The sequence below is a fragment of the Arthrobacter sp. D3-16 genome (genome assembly GCF_054408515.1).
This window is the reverse complement of the sequence record NZ_CP096437.1, coordinates 3,012,220-3,028,113: the sequence shown is the minus strand read 5'-3', so window position 1 is coordinate 3,028,113 and position 15,894 is coordinate 3,012,220. Positions and strand designations below refer to the sequence as shown.

Annotated in this window: 15 protein-coding genes; 10 read left to right on the top strand and 5 right to left on the bottom strand. The window is 66.6% G+C overall.

Annotated elements, in window-relative coordinates; translation table 11 throughout:
- The first annotated feature begins 103 nt into the window (after nucleotides 1-103).
- The 10 genes from M1D32_RS14300 to M1D32_RS14255 are packed head-to-tail and all read left to right on the top strand — an operon-like array spanning nucleotide 104 to nucleotide 9,194.
- Entirely contained in the window at nucleotides 104-1,744 is a 1,641-nt protein-coding gene (locus M1D32_RS14300; RefSeq protein WP_458782199.1) for an ABC transporter substrate-binding protein, read from the top strand.
- Between the two features lie 3 nt (nucleotides 1,745-1,747).
- The gene (locus tag M1D32_RS14295) at nucleotides 1,748-2,683 is read left to right on the top strand and encodes an ABC transporter permease (protein WP_458779302.1); all 936 of its coding nucleotides are present in this window, start codon (nucleotides 1,748-1,750) and stop codon (nucleotides 2,681-2,683) included.
- Nucleotides 2,680-3,603 (top strand): ABC transporter permease, encoded by a 924-nt coding sequence (locus M1D32_RS14290; protein ID WP_458779301.1) that lies wholly within the window; start codon nucleotides 2,680-2,682, stop codon nucleotides 3,601-3,603. Before M1D32_RS14295 ends, M1D32_RS14290 begins: the two co-directional genes overlap by 4 nt.
- Nucleotide 3,604: 1 nt before the next feature.
- The gene (locus M1D32_RS14285) at nucleotides 3,605-4,126 is read left to right on the top strand and encodes an ATP-binding cassette domain-containing protein (protein ID WP_458779300.1); all 522 of its coding nucleotides are present in this window, start codon (nucleotides 3,605-3,607) and stop codon (nucleotides 4,124-4,126) included.
- Nucleotides 4,120-4,551 carry an ABC transporter ATP-binding protein gene (locus tag M1D32_RS14280; protein WP_458779299.1) on the top strand — a complete coding sequence of 144 codons (432 nt, stop codon included), beginning with the start codon at nucleotides 4,120-4,122 and terminating at the stop codon, nucleotides 4,549-4,551. The genes M1D32_RS14285 and M1D32_RS14280 overlap by 7 nt, the downstream gene beginning before the upstream one ends.
- Nucleotides 4,548-5,378 (top strand): ATP-binding cassette domain-containing protein, encoded by an 831-nt coding sequence (locus M1D32_RS14275; RefSeq protein WP_458779298.1) that lies wholly within the window; start codon nucleotides 4,548-4,550, stop codon nucleotides 5,376-5,378. The genes M1D32_RS14280 and M1D32_RS14275 overlap by 4 nt, the downstream gene beginning before the upstream one ends.
- Nucleotides 5,379-5,414: 36 nt before the next feature.
- Complete coding sequence (locus tag M1D32_RS14270) at nucleotides 5,415-6,404, top strand: aldo/keto reductase (protein ID WP_458779297.1); 990 nt, start codon at nucleotides 5,415-5,417, stop codon at nucleotides 6,402-6,404.
- 59 nt (nucleotides 6,405-6,463) lie between these two features.
- Entirely contained in the window at nucleotides 6,464-7,258 is a 795-nt protein-coding gene (locus M1D32_RS14265) for an HpcH/HpaI aldolase family protein (protein ID WP_458779296.1), read from the top strand.
- A gap of 2 nt (nucleotides 7,259-7,260) precedes the next feature.
- Entirely contained in the window at nucleotides 7,261-8,502 is a 1,242-nt protein-coding gene (locus M1D32_RS14260) for a sialidase family protein (RefSeq protein WP_458779295.1), read from the top strand.
- An 11-nt stretch (nucleotides 8,503-8,513) separates the two neighbouring features.
- Nucleotides 8,514-9,194, top strand: coding sequence for an SDR family NAD(P)-dependent oxidoreductase (locus M1D32_RS14255; RefSeq protein WP_458779294.1), 681 nt, complete (start codon nucleotides 8,514-8,516; stop codon nucleotides 9,192-9,194).
- A gap of 202 nt (nucleotides 9,195-9,396) precedes the next feature.
- Here the strand turns inward: M1D32_RS14255 and M1D32_RS14250 are convergent, their stop codons facing one another.
- The 5 genes from M1D32_RS14250 to M1D32_RS14230 all read right to left on the bottom strand — a co-directional run bounded on the left by M1D32_RS14250 (nucleotide 9,397) and on the right by M1D32_RS14230 (nucleotide 15,801).
- Nucleotides 9,397-10,839 (bottom strand): SLC13 family permease, encoded by a 1,443-nt coding sequence (locus M1D32_RS14250; RefSeq protein WP_458779293.1) that lies wholly within the window; start codon nucleotides 10,837-10,839, stop codon nucleotides 9,397-9,399.
- Between the two features lie 194 nt (nucleotides 10,840-11,033).
- The gene (locus tag M1D32_RS14245; protein WP_458779292.1) at nucleotides 11,034-11,417 is read right to left on the bottom strand and encodes a universal stress protein; all 384 of its coding nucleotides are present in this window, start codon (nucleotides 11,415-11,417) and stop codon (nucleotides 11,034-11,036) included.
- Between the two features lie 63 nt (nucleotides 11,418-11,480).
- Nucleotides 11,481-13,451: a tripartite tricarboxylate transporter permease gene (locus M1D32_RS14240; RefSeq protein WP_458779291.1), complete on the bottom strand. Its 1,971-nt coding sequence runs from the start codon at nucleotides 13,449-13,451 to the stop codon at nucleotides 11,481-11,483.
- Nucleotides 13,452-13,459: 8 nt separating this feature from the next.
- Nucleotides 13,460-14,653, bottom strand: coding sequence for a type 2 periplasmic-binding domain-containing protein (locus M1D32_RS14235; RefSeq protein ID WP_458779290.1), 1,194 nt, complete (start codon nucleotides 14,651-14,653; stop codon nucleotides 13,460-13,462).
- A gap of 68 nt (nucleotides 14,654-14,721) precedes the next feature.
- Nucleotides 14,722-15,801 carry a PrpF domain-containing protein gene (locus M1D32_RS14230; RefSeq protein ID WP_458779289.1) on the bottom strand — a complete coding sequence of 360 codons (1,080 nt, stop codon included), beginning with the start codon at nucleotides 15,799-15,801 and terminating at the stop codon, nucleotides 14,722-14,724.
- Between the last annotated feature and the right edge of the window lie 93 nt (nucleotides 15,802-15,894).

Sequence of the window (15,894 nt, the reverse complement as noted above, 5' to 3'; positions counted from 1 at the left end):
CGGCTCGAACCCCGCTCAAGTGCGGGATGCTTTCAAACATTCTGACACGGCTGCGCGGATCACGCTAGAGGGGTTGCGCAATTTGCGCAGGAGTGGCAAAGTGATGGACACAACATTCGGCGCAGCCATCCGGCCGGCAGCCGTCCCCCGATCTACCGAGAGGTCAACGATGACCGTTCTTCCTCAAGGAAGTGAGATTTCCCGCCGCCGCCTCCTGCAGTTTGGCGCCGCGGCAGGGTTTCTGCTGGGCACCGGCAGCCTCGCCGGCTGTGCCGGCCCCACCGGCTTGCCGGGACCCAGCACGCTGACCCTGGCCCTCAACCGGTCGCTGGTCAGCCTGGACAACAAGCTCAACCAGTTTGACGCCGCCGTCACCGTCCAGCGCGCCGTCCGCCAGGGCCTCACCGCCATCGGCCCGGAAACCAAACCCGTGCTGGTCCTGGCCGAGCGCTTTGAGATGACCGGCCCCACCGAATGGACCGTCACGCTCCGCGAAGGCATCCGCTACTCGGACAACAGCCCGGTGCAGGTGGAGGATATTGCCACCGCCCTGAAGATGTACCAGCAGGTGCAGGGCTCCTTCGTGGCCGGCTTCTTCCCCGAGTTCCCCGACGTGGTTCCCGTGGATGACCGCACCTTCAAGATGGTGTCCAAGAAGCCCATCCCCATCCTGGACTCGCTCATGAGCATGATCCTGATTACCCCGGCCGCGCAGAACAAGCCGGAAGAACTGCAGGAAGGCGTGGGGACGGGCCCGTACGTGGTCACCAAGTTCAACCGCGGCGCCGGCACCTACAGCCTGGAGCGCAACAAGAACTACTGGGGCCCGGCACCCGAGGTGGACAACGTGGAAGTCCGGTTCCTCCCCGAGGAATCCAGCCGCGTGATTGCCCTGCGCAGCGGCGAGGTGGACGTCATCGACTCGATCACGCCCGACTCCCGGGAACAGCTCGCCGGACTTCCCGGCGTCGAACTCCAGGAAGCGTCCAGCCTCCGCCTGAACCAGATCTTCTTCAACTTCCGCAAGCCCGCCGGCCACCCGCTGGCCGATCCCCGCGTCCGCCAGGCACTGAGCATGGCCATCGACGGCGAAGCCCTGGTCCGCGACGTGCTGGTGGACTCCGTCACCCAGGCCGAAGGCGTCACACCCTCCAGCCTCACCGGCTACTACAAGACCGGCGAATACGTTTACGATCCCGAGAAGGCCAAGGCCACCCTCGCCGAGCTCGGCGTGAAGGACCTCACTTTGAAGATCATCTGGGAAACGGGCGAGTTCGCCTCCGACACCTCCGTGATGGAAGCCCTGGTGGAAATGTTCGGCAACATCGGCGTGAAGGCCGAGTTGCAGCAGTTCGAGCCCGGCGGCAACATCCTGGCCTGGCGCCAGGGCAAGCAGGGCGACTGGGACCTCCTCGGCAACGGTTACCCCAGCCCCACCGGCCTGGCCATCACCATGCTGCAGGGCATGTACTCCGGCACCCCGGAGAAGGAAGCCACCCGCGACACCTACCAGGGCTACGTGATCCCCGAGGTCACCGCCAAGATCCAGGCCGCCTCCGCCGAAGCGGACCCGGCCCGCCGGACGGAACTGCTGAACGAAGCACAGCAGGCTGTGTGGGACACCTGGCCCTGCGCCTGGGCGTTCGTTCCCAAGTCCGTCCTCGCCCACCGGGAGCGGGTGTCCAACATCAACCTGGCGCCCACCAACTCCTACCCCCTCGTTGATGTCCGGCTGGAGGCCTAAGCCATGACGAACTACATCCTGAAGCGCCTGGGACAGGGCCTGCTGACCGTGTTCCTCACGGTGTCCACCGTGTTCATCCTGATCCGCATGGCCCCCGGCGATCCCGCCGTTTCCTATGCCGGCCCGCTGGCCACCTCGGAGCAGCTCGCGAAGGTGCGGGAGCAGTTCGGACTGGACCGGCCCGTGCTGGAGCAGTACTGGATCTTCCTGCAGCAGCTGTTCACCGGCAACCTGGGCCAGTCCTACTCCTTCCAGGCCCCGGCCATGCAGGTGGTGGCCGAGCGGATGCCGTACACGCTGACCCTCGCGACGGCGTCCATCCTCCTCACCGCCGTGGTCGCCATCCCGCTGGGCGTGTGGATGTCCCGCCGCCCGGACACCGGCAAGGAACTCGGCGTTAACGTGCTTACCATCGCCGGGCAGTCCATGCCCGACTTCTGGACCGGCATCATGCTCCTCACCGGCTTCGCCGTCCTGATCCCGATCTTCCCGGCCTCCGGCTTCGCCACCTGGGGCGGACTGGTCCTCCCCACCATCACCATCGCCATCCTGCAGATCGCCCTGATCTCCCGCATGGTCCGGCGGGAAATGACCAACAACCTCGCAGCCCCGTTCCTCACGGTGGCCCGCTCCCGCGGCGTCCGCAGCTCCGCCCTCACCTGGCGCTACGCCATGGGCAACTCCGCCATCCCCGTCTTCACCGCCCTGGGCACCCGCTTCGCCGCGATGCTCAACGGCGTGGTGGTGGTGGAAGTGGTGTTCGCCTGGCCCGGCGTCGGCTCCCTGATTGTCCGGGCACTCGAAACCCGCGACTACCCCCTCATCCAGGCCACGGTCCTCCTCACCGCGCTGCTGGCGGTTGCTGTCCAGCTGCTCATCGACCTCGCCTACCCGCTCCTTGATCCCCGCGTTCGTCTTGGAAAGGCGGCAACAGCATGAGCCTCGACACCGCAACCCCTACTGCAGCGCAACCGGCCCGGCAGCCGAGCCCCAGCGCCGTCACCAAGGCGGACATCGCCAAGGCAGGCGCCACCCGCCGTCGTAATGCCGCCAAATGGAAGCTCATCGTGGGCACCATCTGCACCCTCCTGGTGATCATCCCGATCATCCTCGCCCAGGTGCTCCCGCTGCCGGACGCCAACTTCCAGGACCTCGGTGCCCGGCGCCTGCCGCCGCTCACCGACGGGCACCTGTTCGGCACCGACCAGCTGGGCCGCGACCTCCTGTCCCGCGTGCTGCACGGCGGCCAGGTCTCGCTGACCATCGGCCTGCTGGCGGTGCTGGTTTCCGGCGCCATCGGCATCATCCTCGGCGCGGTCGCCGGCTACTTCGGCGGGTGGGTGGACACCATCGTCTCCCGCCTCCTCGAAGCCCAGATGTCCCTGCCGCTGCTCATGATGCTGCTGCTGGTGGTGGCCCTGTTCGGCCCCTCCATCCCGGTGATCACGTTCGTGATCGCCATCGCCCAATGGCCCGAGGTTGCCCGCCTGACACGCTCCATGGTGCTGGTGGAACGCGAGAAGCCCTACGTCTCCGCCGCCCGGATCTTGGGCCTGCACAAGATCCAGATCCTGATCCAGCACATCATCCCCAACGTCATCAAGCAGGCAACCCTGGTGGTCCTGCTCCTGCTGGCCCAGGCCGTGCTGCTCGAGTCCGCCTTGTCCTTCCTGGGTGCCGGCCCGCAGCGGCCCTTCGCCACCTGGGGCCGGATCATCTCCGACGGCCAGGACTACATCACCACCTCCTGGTGGATGGTCACCCTGCCCGGCCTGGTGATCGTGCTCATGGTGGTGGGCGTCAACCTGCTGGGCGACGGCCTCCGCGACCGTCCCCGCCGCAAGAAGAAGGGTGCCTGACATGACTACTGCTACCTCTTTCAAGGAGCAGCCGCTGCTGGAGGTCCGCGACTTCCAGGTGGAACTGATCACCGATGCCGGCATTATCCGCGCCGTTGACTCCGTCAGCTTCAGCATCCACCGGGGCGAGACGGTCACCATCATCGGTGAGTCCGGCTCAGGCAAGTCCACGACGGCGATGGGCATCCTCCGCCTGCTGCCCGAGGACCTGGCGGTACTGTCCGGCACCGTGATGATCGACGGCGTCGACATCAGCGCCGATCCCAAGGCCATCGACAAGGTGCGCGGCAAGACCCTGGCGCTGATCCCGCAGGACCCCATGACGGCGCTGAGCCCGGTGCACTCGATCGGCAGCCAGCTGTTCGAGGCCATCCGGATTGCCGGTGCCGCCTCCGCCAAGGACAAGGGCGCGCTGCAGGCCCGGGCCATCCGGCTGCTGGAGCAGGTGCACATCCCCACCCCGGAGAAGCAGCTGAAGAAGTACCCGCACCAGCTCTCCGGCGCATGCTGCAGCGCGTGCTGATCGCCATCGCGCTGGCCAGCGAGCCGCAGCTGCTGGTGGCGGACGAGCCGACGTCGGCCCTAGACGTCACCGTGCAGGGCGGCATCCTGGACCTGCTCCTGGAACTGCAGGAGCAGCGCGGCATCGGCATCCTGATGATCACGCACGATCTCGGCGTTGCCCGGCTGATCTCGGACCGCATCCACGTCATGAAGGACGGCTCGTTCGTGGAGTCCGGCGAGGTCCAGCAGATCGTGGACCACCCCGCCACCGAGTACACCCGCACCCTGCTGGCCGCCGTGCCGGTGCTGGGCCCGTGGGACGAGACACCTGCCGCTTCCCCCGGCCGTCCCCGCGGGGCGCACGCCGCCGCGGGTTCGTCCGCCACCGCCGGAAGCAGCGCCACTACTGACCCAGCCCTCACCCAAACCGGAGCAAAGCCATGACGAAGCCGTTCCTCGCCGTCGAAAACCTGGTGGTGGACTACCACGTGCCGGGCGGCACCTTCCGGGCCGTGGACGACGTCTCGTTCTCGGTGGACAAAGGCCAGACGATCGCCGTGGTAGGTGAATCCGGCTGCGGCAAGTCCACCGTTGCCAAGGCGCTGATGCGGCTGGTGACGCCCACCAGCGGGCGGATCGAGCTGGACGGGACGGACATCGCCGGGATGAGCGAGTCGAAGCTGCGGCCGATGCGCTCCAAGTTCCAGATGGTGTTCCAGGATCCGTACGGCTCGCTGGACCCGCACATGACGGCGCAGGAGATCGTGGCCGAGCCGCTGAAGCTGCAGGGCGTCCGGTCCAAGGCCGAACGGCACAAGGCGGCCGCGAAGCTGATCGACCAGGTGGGTCTGCCCGTCCGGTCCCTGGACAAGCACCCGGGGGAGTTCTCCGGCGGGCAGCGCCAGCGCATCGGGATCGCCCGGGCGCTCGCCTCCAAGCCCGAACTGCTGGTCTGCGACGAGGCCACCAGCGCGCTGGACGTCTCCGTGCAGGCGCAGGTGCTGCGGCTGCTGAAGTCCATCCAGGACGAAACCGGCATCACCTACGTGTTCATCTCGCACAACCTTGGCGTGGTGCAGGAGATCAGCGATAGCGTCATGGTGATGCAGCGCGGCAAGCTGGTGGAACACGGCTCCACCGCGTCCGTCCTGACCGCCCCCAAGGAGGACTACACCCGCAAACTCCGCCGCGCGGCGCTGGACCCCTCCACCATGACGGGCCTCAAGCCACGGCACCTGGTCCGCTCCCTGGCGCTCGCCAACCAGGCTTAGTCCCCATTGAATGACGCAACCACGAGGAATCAACGCATGAGCACTCAGCCCGAAGGCGCCCAGGTGGACGGCCTGAAACTTCCCATCTCCCGGCTGGTCCTGGGAACCATGACGTTCGGCGACACCGTCGACGAGGCCACCGCGGGGCGGATGGTGGAGGAGGCGCTCGACGCCGGCATCACCACCATCGACACCGCCAACGCCTACGTGGGCGGTGTGACAGAGGAGATGCTTGCCCGCCTTCTGAAGGGAAGGCGCGACGGCGTCATCCTGGCTTCCAAGGCCGGCATGCCGCACGCCGACGCCGGCGGGAACCCGCCGCTGTCCCCGGCGGCCCTGCGCGCCAGCGTTGAGGGGAGCCTGCGCCGGCTGGGCGTGGACAGCATCGACCTGTTCTACCTGCACCAGCCGGACCGGGCCACCCCGCTTTCTGACACCTTGTCCACCGTGGCCGAACTGGTTGGGGAGGGGAAGATCGGCGCGCTGGGCGTGTCCAACTTCGCCGCCTGGCAGATCACCGACGTTATTCATACGGCGCGTGAAGTCGGGGCGCCGCAGCCCGTCGTCGCGCAGCAGCTGTACAACCTGGTGGCCCGCCGGCTGGAGGAGGAGTACCTCGAGTTCGCCGCCACCCACAACGTGCACACCATGGTCTACAACCCGCTGGGCGGAGGCCTGCTCACGGGCAAGCACAGCTTCGAGGCCAAGCCCACCGAGGGCCGCTACGGCGATTCCAAGCTTGCCGCGATGTACACGCAGCGGTACTGGGACAAGCAGCTGTTCGACGCCATTGAGGAGCTGTCCCGCATCGCTTCGGACGCCGGGGTTTCCTTGGCGGAGTTGTCGCTGCGCTGGCTTGCCTACCGTCCCGGGGTTGGTTCGATGCTGCTGGGCGGGTCCAAGGTGGAACAGCTGCGTTCCAACATCGCTGCCGTGGCCAACGGGCCGCTGCCGGCCGACGTGGTGGAAGCCTGCGACGCCGTGGGCACCTCGCTGCGCGGCCCGATGCCCGCCTACAACCGCTGACCCTCTTCTTACTGACTGAACCGACTTCTTTCCTGACCGACACTGACTGAAGGACTCTGATGACCTCCGACCTGGCCCTCGAATTCGCCCGCAAGATCCGCGCCCGTGAGCAGGCGGTGGGCTACTGGGCAGTGCTGGACGCGCCCGTGGCCACCGAACGCATCGGCCGGCTCGGCTATGACTACGTGGCGCTGGACGCGCAGCACGGACTGCTCGGCTACTCGGGCGTGCTCAACGGGCTGATGGCCATCGACGCGGGTCACACCGCCGTCGGCATGGTCCGGGTGGAGGCCAATGATTTCACCGCGATCGGCAAGGCACTCGACGCCGGCGCCGTGGGCGTCATTGTCCCGCTCATCAATAACGCCGAGGACGCCGCCGCCGCCGTGGCCGCCGCCAAGTACCCGCCGCTGGGCGGCCGCTCGTACGGGCCGATGCGCTCCGCCCTGCGGATCGGTCCGAAGCCGGCCGACGCCAACGCCACCACCTTGGTGTTCGCCATGATCGAGACGCCCGAGGGGCTGGCCAACGTCAAGGAAATCTGCGCGACTCCGGGCCTGGACGGCATCTACGTCGGACCGTCTGACCTGTCGATCGCCGTGGGCGGGGCGTTCCCCGGGGATCCCGCCGTCGACGCCGAATTCAACGCCGCACTGGAGTCCATTGCCGAGGCCGCCGGCTCCGCCGGGATCGCCGCAGGCATCCACACCCCCGCCGGCACGGTTGCCAACCAGCGGCTGAAGCAGGGCTACACGTTCACCACCATCGCCTCGGACCTGACGCACCTGGAACAGATTGCCAAGTCTCATCTGGATGCCGCCCACCTCGACGCTGCTACTTCCAAGGACCAGTAACCATGACGAAGACCACCACCGACGCGTACAGCACCATCACCCCGGACGGCCAGGTGAAGCGGGCTGACGGCGCCGACTACGCCTACCTGCCGGCCCCCACCGTGCAGAGCCACGCCGCCAACCTGCTCACGCTACCGGACGGCCGCCTGGGCTGCGTCTGGTTCGGCGGCACCCAGGAAGGCGTGCCGGACATCTCCATCTGGTTCTCCGCGCTGGAGCCGGGCAGCAGCCAGTGGTCCGAACCGCAGCAGCTCTCCGACGACTCCACACGCTCCGAGCAGAACCCCATCCTCTTCACCGCCCCGGACCAGACGCTGTGGCTGCTGTACACCGCGCAGAAGGCGGGCAACCAGGACACCGCCGAGGTCCGCCGTCGTATTTCCACGGACAGCGGCCGCACCTGGGGTGACGTGGAAACACTCTTCCCCGCCAACGAAACGGGCGGCGTGTTTGTCCGCCAGCTGCCTGTGGTGCTGCCGTCCGGACGCCTGATGGTCCCGATTTTCCGCTGCATCACCGTGCCGGGGGAGAAGTGGGTGGGCAACAGCGACGACAGCGCCGTGATGATTTCCGACGACGCCGGCGCCACCTGGACCGAGCACGTCCTGCCGGGGAGCCTGGGCTGCGTCCACATGAACATCCAGCCCGTGGCCGACGGCTCGCTGCTGGCCCTGTTCCGCAGCCGCTGGGCCGACTCGATCTACGAATCGCGCTCAACCGACGACGGCTCCACCTGGAGCGAGCCCGTCCCCACCGAGCTGCCCAACAACAACTCCTCCATCCAGTTCACTGCGCTCGCCGACGGCCGCCTGGCCCTGGTGTACAACCACAGCCGGGCGGGGGAGAACACCGAGCGCCGGCTGTCCCTCTACGACGAAATTGACGACGACGGCCTGGCCGAGGAACAGGGCCAGCTGGCTGAGCCGGATGCGGCTGCTGTTGTTGACGACGGTTCGCGTAAGGCTTTCTGGGGGACGCCGCGCTCTCCCATGACGCTGGCCATCTCCGAGGACTCCGGCCGTTCCTGGCCCATCCGCCGCAACCTGGATGTAGGGGATGGGTACTGCCTGTCCAACAATTCCCGCGACGGACTCAACCGCGAATACTCCTACCCGTCCATCCACCAGGGTCCGGACGGTTCCCTGAACATCGCGTACACGTATTTCCGGCAGGCCATCAAGTTCGTCCGGGTTGACCCGCAGTGGGCGTACGAGGGCACCGCTACTCCTGGTGGGGACGAATGACCGGAGCCTCAGTGCCTGAACAACTGCACGCCGTCGTCACCGGCACAAGCTCGGGTATCGGCAAGGCGATCGCTGAACGGTTACTCGCCGACGGGTGGCGGGTAACCGGGCTCAGCCGCACGGAGTCGTCGCTGGACGGGAAGTTCGAGTGGCTGCAGGCTGACCTTTCACAACCGGAATTATTGGGTGACGTTGTAGAGGCCCTCGCCCCGGCTGACGCCCTGGTCCACGCGGCCGGCTTCCAGCGGACCGCGCCGCTGGGGAAGTTGGATCCCACGGCGTTTGCCGGGATGTTCGCGGTGCATGTGGCAGCTGCTTCCGTCCTGGCCAACGCCCTGGTGCCGTCCATGCCCGACGGCGGCCGGATCGTTTTGCTGGGCAGCCGCACCTCGACTGGGTCGCCGGGCAAGAGCCAGTACGCCGCCACCAAGGCCGCGCTGATGGGACTGGGCCGGACGTGGGCGCAGGAGCTCGCACCGCGGGGGATCACGGTCAATGTGCTGTCCCCGGGTCCGACCGATACTCCGATGCTGAACGATCCCGGCCGGGCGGCAACCCCGGTGCGGATGCCGGCGCTGGGAGCACTGGTAGACCCGGAGGACGTAGCCGCCCTGGCCGCGTTCCTCCTGGGCCCGCACGGTAAGTCGATCACGGGCCAGAACTACGTGATCTGCGGAGGCGCCTCCCTCTAATCCCACCCCCATGGGACGCTCTCTCACTTAATGGGCATTTTCTCAAAACGCTCTCTCACTTGATGTGGCTTTTCTGGGAACGCTCCGTCACCTCTGACGTGCGGAAACTACGGACACAAGTCCGACGGCGGACGGCCGGCACCAAAGCCAGCCGTCCGCCGTCGGACGTTCCACCCAACCCTGCGGGGATGCAAGGCGAGGGCTACATGATGCCCGTGGGCACCAGCAGCGCCCACGCAAGAACCGGGGCGGCCAGGACGATGGCCCCGGCGTAGAACATGAGCTGCCGGTACACGCGCTGCCGGTCCGCTTCCGGCGCGTTGGCCACCACCAGCGCGCCGTCGGTGGAGAAGGGGGAAACGTCGACGACGGTCGCGGCGATGGCCAGGGCGGCGACGGTTCCGGAGGCGCTGAGGCTGCTGGTGGCAAGGAGGGGTCCGGCCAGCGGGATAAACGCGGTGAGCAGTGCAGTGGAGGAGGCGAAGGCAGAACCGATGCCAATCACGTAGCAGAGGACAAGGGCGATCAGCAGCGGAGCCCCGAGGGCGAGGGCCTGCTCGGCGAGCATGTCGATGACGCCCACATGCTGGAGCAACGACACGTAGGTGATCATGCCGGCCACCAGCAGGACCGTGGACCAGGAAATGCCACCGATGAAGGTCTGGTGCTCCTTGATGTTGATCAGTGCCAGCAGGAGCCCGGCGGAGAGGGCGACGAAGCCGATCGGCATGTGGAAGCCCAGGGTGCACACGAGCATGGTCAGGATCAGCACCAGGGTGAGGATTTGCTGCCCGTGGGGACGGGTGGTCTTCGAAATATCCAGGTCAATGAGCTGCCCGCTGCCACCCTCGCGCAGCCGTCCCAGCAGGGCGAACACCACGATCGTGAGGACGGACAGGATGAAGTTAACGGCGAAGCTGGCGACGAAGAGTCCGCCCTGGGAAATGGGAAAACCGTTCTCCTCGGCGATGTTGTGCACCAGCACACCGGCCACGGACAACGGGGAAAAGCCGCCGGCGTGGGCTCCGTTGATGATGAACGCACCCATTACCACAGGGTGGATGCGGGATTCGTAGGCGAAGCCGATGGCCGCAGGCGCAAGCAGCGCGACGGCGGCGGGCGAGAAAGTGCCCAGCGACGTCAGCGCGGCGGCCAGCAGGAAGAACACCCAGGGCAGCACCATGGTCTTGCCCCTGACCAGGCGGACACAGGACTGGACGATGATGTCGATGGTGCCGTTCTTCTGGGCCATGCTGAAGAAGTAGGTGACACCGATGATTGTCAGCACGATGCTGGCGGGGAAGTCTGCGAGGATTTCCCGGTCGGTCATCCCGAGCATGAAGTAGCCGACGCCGAAGGATGCCACCAGGCCCATCACGCCAATGTTCAACGGCCACTTGGTGGCAATGATGAACATCAGGACGAGGATCACGAGCGGGATGATCTGGGTGGCGGTCAAGGTCGGCTCCGAGGTCGTGGCGGCCGCCGGGGTGAAGAGGCTCCCTCCCAGCACGAGGGCGACCAGACTCAGGATCACAAAAGCGGCCACCGCAATGAGTAGGATACGGCGGCGCGGACTGCGCGGGGGAGATTGCTTCGTGGTCCCGGCGTCGGAGGCCGTGGTGCCTTGTGCTGTTTTCGTCATTGCTTTCCTCGGTGTTCAGGATTTGGGAAGGAGGCAGGGGGACCGCGGGGTTCCCCTGCCTCCTTCTTGTGCGTGGTCCCGTCCCGCGCCCGTCCTTCGGGGTTCCTGTTGCGATGGAATGCGGGTTGGACACGCCTGCCGGCGGAGGCCGGCAGCCACAGCGGGACCAGGGCAGATCCGGTCCCGCTGGGTGGCTAGTTGAGCCGGTCCGGCCGGACCGCGAGGACCGGGCAGGTGGCGTCAAGCAGGATGCGCTGCACGGTGCTTCCCAGGATGAGTTTCCCCACCATGGAGCGGTGCCGCAGGCCGACGACGATCATGTCCACGTTCCGGTCCTGTGCGATCTGGATCACCGCATCACCGGGGTCCGCGAGGATGGAGGACTCGATGGTCAGTTGGCGCCCTGCTGCCTGCAGTTGGTTTTCGATGTCCCTCATTTCTGCGGGCTCGAGGCCGTGGTGGCCGCGGCCGACGTTCACGATCAGGAGGTCCGAGGTCCGAAGGACTGCTTCGGTGATGCCCTGGGCCAAGGCTTCGCGGCCCTCGGGCGAGGGGACGTAGGCGACGAGAACCGTCATGGTTTTGCTTCTTTCCTGTGGGTCCTGTGGTTCCGGTAGTGTTCGGGCGAGGCCGCCGATTGCCTAGACAAGCGTGTTCAGCCAGCCCTGCGGCAAGTCGATGGGCAGCAGCGACGGGAGCGCGAGAAGCACGATGTACAGGGCGGCGGTGTAGATGATGGCCACCTTGAGCCGGGCCCTGGCGACGATGAGCAGGAAGGCCGGGATAAAGACGGTCACGGCGATGAGGTAGCCGAAAGCTGCGGTGAGGGCGAGGAAGGCTGTCATCCACAGGAAGGTCTTCATCGCGAAGCCGGCATCGAGGGTCCAGCGGGCCGAGGCTGTCCTGGCTCGGAGCCGTGTCCGGATTTCCGTGAAGAGCAGGATCCCGGAGAAGACCAGCCCGCCGATGCTCACCAGTTGCGGCACCAGGCGTGCCTCCGGTGAGAATTGCGCGGAGGAGATCAGGGCGGCAGCAAAGGCGACGGCGAAGATTCCGGCGGCAGCCAGGGACCATACGGAGTTTTTCAGGGGGCTCTCGTCGTCTTCCGGGCGCTCGTTGCGGTGGCCGTCGTCGAGGTTGGTGTTCCGGCGGGCACGGATGAACTTGATGAAGGCCCAGAGGATGGGCAGGACCAGGATCGCGAGGAAGACCAGCACGCCGGGGCGGGCCATCCAGTCCAGCCCGTTGTAGAGGCTGTCCGTCAGGAAGTAGTAGCGTTCCAGCGGGATGGCCAGGACGAATCCGATCAGGAACGGGGCCCGGGGGAATCCGGTGGACTTCAGGAGCCAGCCGAAGACGCCGAGGATGATCATGACCCAGAGGTCCCCGAGCTGGCCGCCTTCCTGGAAGGAGCCGAGCAGCATCACGGCCACGAGGCCTGCGGCCAGGACGGCGAAGGGGACTTTGGTGAGCTTGGCGAGCTGCTTGACGCTGAGGAAGCACAGCAGGGCGCCCAGGACCGAAGCGATCGCGAAGGACCAGACGATCAGGTACATCAGGTCCAGGTGTTCGGTGATGATGGAGGGGCCCGGCTGGATTCCGTAGGTGAGCAGCATGCCCAGGAGCATCGCCGAAGGGACGCCGCCGGGGATGCCGAACAGGAGGGTGGGGATGAGGTCGCCGGCTTCCACGGAGTTGTTGGCGCTTTCGGGACCCACGATGCCGCGGGGGTCGCCCTTGCCGAACTTGCGCTTGTCCTTGGCCGTGGCCACTGCCTGTCCGTAGGCCAGCCACGTTCCAGCGGTGGCGCCGACTCCGGGCAGGACTCCTGCCCAGATACCGATGAGCGCGCCGCGGATCACCTGGGTCCAGTGGGACAGCCATTCACGGATGCCCTTGCCCCAGCCGCCGCCGAGGGTGATGTTTTCCGTCTGGCCGCGCCGCTGGCTGGCACGGGACGCGATTTCAGCCAGGCCGAAGATGCCCAGGGCCACGGCCACCAGTGAGAGGCCGTCGCCCAGGAACAGGCTGCCGAAGGTGAATCGCTCCTCGGCCGTTGTCGGCGAAGTGCCCACCATGCCGAGGACCAGGCCGAGCAGGCCGGCCGACACGCCCTTGATGATGTTGCCGCGGGAGAGGACGGCGGCGAGGGCGACGCCGAGGACTGTCAGCATAAACAGTTCCGGGCTCGCGAAGGACAGCACCAAGGGGCGGGCCAGCGGGATGGCGAGCGTCAGCCCGATGGCGCCGATGATGCCGCCGGCCATCGACGACAGGAAGGCGAGTGTCAGTGCTCTGGCGGCCTGGCCCTTTTTGGCCATTGAGTAGCCGTCCAGCATTGTCACGCTTGCGGAGGCTGAACCGGGGGCGCCGAGCAGGACCGCCGAGACAGTGTCTGAGGTATGGACCACGGCGAGGGCGCCGATGAGGAGCGCCAGGGCCTGCGGCGGTTCCATGCCGAAGGTGATGGGCAGCAGGATGGCGACGGCACCGGTGCCGCCGAGGCCGGGGATGAGGCCCATGACCAGACCGGCGACCGTGCCGATCAGGAGCATAAGGAGCAGGGACGGGTCAGCGAGTGATGCCAGCGCTGCCATAGCGGAATCAAGCATGATGGTCCTTATTCAACGTGGATGTTGTATTTGCTCTCGAGCAGTTCCTTCACGTAGGACCTGACGGAGTTGCTGACGGTGTAGGCGTCCCGCACGCGGTCGGCCATGCCGGCGTCCGCTACGAGGGGGTAGCCGCCGAGGACTTTGGCGGCCTTGGTTTGGAATTCCGTGTCTGCGCCGAGCTTCTCGCTTGATTCACGCAGCAGTGTCACGGCTTTTTCAGCCGTTTCCTGCGGGACCCAGAGGCCTTTCTGGTAGGTGTAGGTCAGTCCGAGCAGCGTCTTGTACGCCTCGAACTTCTCACCGGAGGGCTTCTTGCCGTGCAGCTGCTCGTAGGCCTCTGCAACCGTGGGGATGTCGGGGAAGTTGGGATCGCGGACCACATCCCCTGACCCGTCCAGCTGCCCGAAGGACATCAGGACGGTGGCTTTGCCCTCCTTGGCGATGCCCTCGACGGCGGAGCCGTAGGCGGAGGTGGTTTGGTAGTCCAGGTCGATTTCGCCGCGCTGGAGCGCCAGGTTGACCGGGCCGCGCCCTTCGAAGCCGAAGGTGGACGTGACGCTGGCTTCGAGCAGGTCGAAGGCCACGAGGGTGGTGATGTCCAGGCCGGTGGCGCTGATGCCGCCGAATTCGAGGGGCTTGTCCCTGTTGATGAGGTCACCGATGCCGTTGACGCCGGCTTCGGTGCGGGCGTAGATGACTCCGCCGGTGCCGTTGACCACCACGGGTTTCAGGTCCTCGAACGAGTACTTGACCGCGGAGCGGCCCAGGACCCACGGAACCACGGTGGAGGCGGTTCCCACCAGGATTTCCGTGCCGTCGGTTGTGGCGGAACGGGCGAACTTGTTGGTGCCCGAGATGCCCTCGCCGCCGGGTTCGTTCACCGGGGCGAAGCCGGGACGGCCCGGAATGTAGTTGGTCAGTTCGGTGCCGATGAAGCGCGCCCAGGTGTCCGTACCGCCACCTGATGCCAGCGGAATCAGGAACTCAAGGGTTTCACCGCTGAAGTTCCCGTCTTCGGTGCTGGAGGGCGGGTTGAGGAGCCCTTCGCCCAGAACTGTGGTGGCCAGGCCCAGGACGGCGAAGGAGGCGACTGCGCCCAGCACCGTCCGTCGGGTGTGTTGCGGCGGGTCAGGCAATTCGGAAGCCGCTGTATCGTCAATGCCCAGGGGAGGCTCGAGGGAAGACTTTTGACTCGTCATTGAGGTGTCCTTCGTTTGTGCCGTCCCGGTCTACGGGTGTCGCCGGGACGGCAGGGTTTGGGGTGGCGCTACCAGACGTCCGGCAGCAGGAGTTCAGCGTCGGCCAACCGCCGCGCACTACGCAGGGCGCCGACCACCGGGGTTCCGTCACTGGTCTCGGACCAGGTCTGAACCAGGCCCGCCGGCGTCCGCAGGGTCACTCCGGAGGCGACGTCGCCCGTGATCAGGTCAGCCACCACCGTTCCCTGATGCTGGGCGGCCATGGTCAGGGCAACACTGCCGGTGATGGCCAGGGCGGGGTGCAACCTGCCCATGGAGAGCATGCGGACCACCACGTCGGCGTCGTCGTCATCATCGGCTTTCGCCACCAGGGCCAGCTTAGGGATGGCTCGTTCGGCGTCCGCCCGGCTTTCCGCCAGGCCCATGCTCACGGCGGCGTCCCTGCGGACATCGTCAAGGTGCACCAGCAGGTCTGCTCGGCTGTCGATCTCCGCTGCCGTCTCGTGCCCGGTCAGGCCAACAGCTTCAGCCTCCAGCACGATGACGGGCGCACCGGCGTCGATCAGGGTGGCAGGCACCTGGCGACCGTCAAACGTCACCTTGTCCATCGGGTCGCCGGTGGGGAAGAGCTTGCCCGTGGTCTTGCCGGCGGGGTCAAAAAAGCCCATTCCCACTGCGAGGCCGGGGAAGGGAACGCCCGGGATCATCTGGTCCCCGGCGTCGGCCAGCACACCGCCGGGGGTAGCCACCTTCTGCAGGATGAGCTGGTTGGTGTTGGTGTTCAGCGCCCGGACGGCAGTACTTTCCTCGCCGGGGGTCACCCAGCCTCGCTGGATGGCATAAGGCGCGACGACGGCTGAACAGTTTCCGCAGTTACTGCCCCAGTCCACGCGCTGTTCCTCAATGCCCACTTGGGCGAAGGTGTAGTCCACGTCGGCTTCGTCCGAGATGGAGCGGGAAAGAATGACGGCTTTGCTGGTAGTGGACGTACCACCGCCAACGCCGTCGATCTGGCGGTTGTCCGGGCTGCCGAACAGACGCAGGAGAACCTCATCCACGGTCTTTCCGGGGACCTGCAGGCTGTCCCATTCAAAGACCCAGCACTTGCTGGTTCCTCCACGCATCCAGGTGGCGGGGATCTTTAACATGATTGCTTCAACACCTTTCCCGGGGGCCTCGTCGGGGGTCACTGGCGGCCTCGGATAACCCAGTGTGATGCCCATCCCAGATGAATTACAAAC

Excerpts from the sequence above, each read along its gene's own strand:
- M1D32_RS14300 (WP_458782199.1), top strand. The coding sequence starts at position 104 with ATGGACACAACATTCGGCGCAGCCATCCGGCCGGCAGCCGTCCCCCGA.
- M1D32_RS14295 (WP_458779302.1), top strand. The coding sequence starts at position 1,748 with ATGACGAACTACATCCTGAAGCGCCTGGGACAGGGCCTGCTGACCGTG.
- M1D32_RS14290 (WP_458779301.1), top strand. The coding sequence starts at position 2,680 with ATGAGCCTCGACACCGCAACCCCTACTGCAGCGCAACCGGCCCGGCAG.
- M1D32_RS14285 (WP_458779300.1), top strand. The coding sequence starts at position 3,605 with ATGACTACTGCTACCTCTTTCAAGGAGCAGCCGCTGCTGGAGGTCCGC.
- M1D32_RS14275 (WP_458779298.1), top strand. The coding sequence starts at position 4,548 with ATGACGAAGCCGTTCCTCGCCGTCGAAAACCTGGTGGTGGACTACCAC.
- M1D32_RS14270 (WP_458779297.1), top strand. The coding sequence starts at position 5,415 with ATGAGCACTCAGCCCGAAGGCGCCCAGGTGGACGGCCTGAAACTTCCC.
- M1D32_RS14265 (WP_458779296.1), top strand. The coding sequence starts at position 6,464 with ATGACCTCCGACCTGGCCCTCGAATTCGCCCGCAAGATCCGCGCCCGT.
- M1D32_RS14260 (WP_458779295.1), top strand. The coding sequence starts at position 7,261 with ATGACGAAGACCACCACCGACGCGTACAGCACCATCACCCCGGACGGC.
- M1D32_RS14250 (WP_458779293.1), bottom strand. The coding sequence starts at position 10,839 with ATGACGAAAACAGCACAAGGCACCACGGCCTCCGACGCCGGGACCACG.
- M1D32_RS14245 (WP_458779292.1), bottom strand. The coding sequence starts at position 11,417 with ATGACGGTTCTCGTCGCCTACGTCCCCTCGCCCGAGGGCCGCGAAGCC.
- M1D32_RS14240 (WP_458779291.1), bottom strand. The coding sequence starts at position 13,451 with ATGCTTGATTCCGCTATGGCAGCGCTGGCATCACTCGCTGACCCGTCC.
- M1D32_RS14235 (WP_458779290.1), bottom strand. The coding sequence starts at position 14,653 with ATGACGAGTCAAAAGTCTTCCCTCGAGCCTCCCCTGGGCATTGACGAT.
- M1D32_RS14230 (WP_458779289.1), bottom strand. The coding sequence starts at position 15,801 with ATGTTAAAGATCCCCGCCACCTGGATGCGTGGAGGAACCAGCAAGTGC.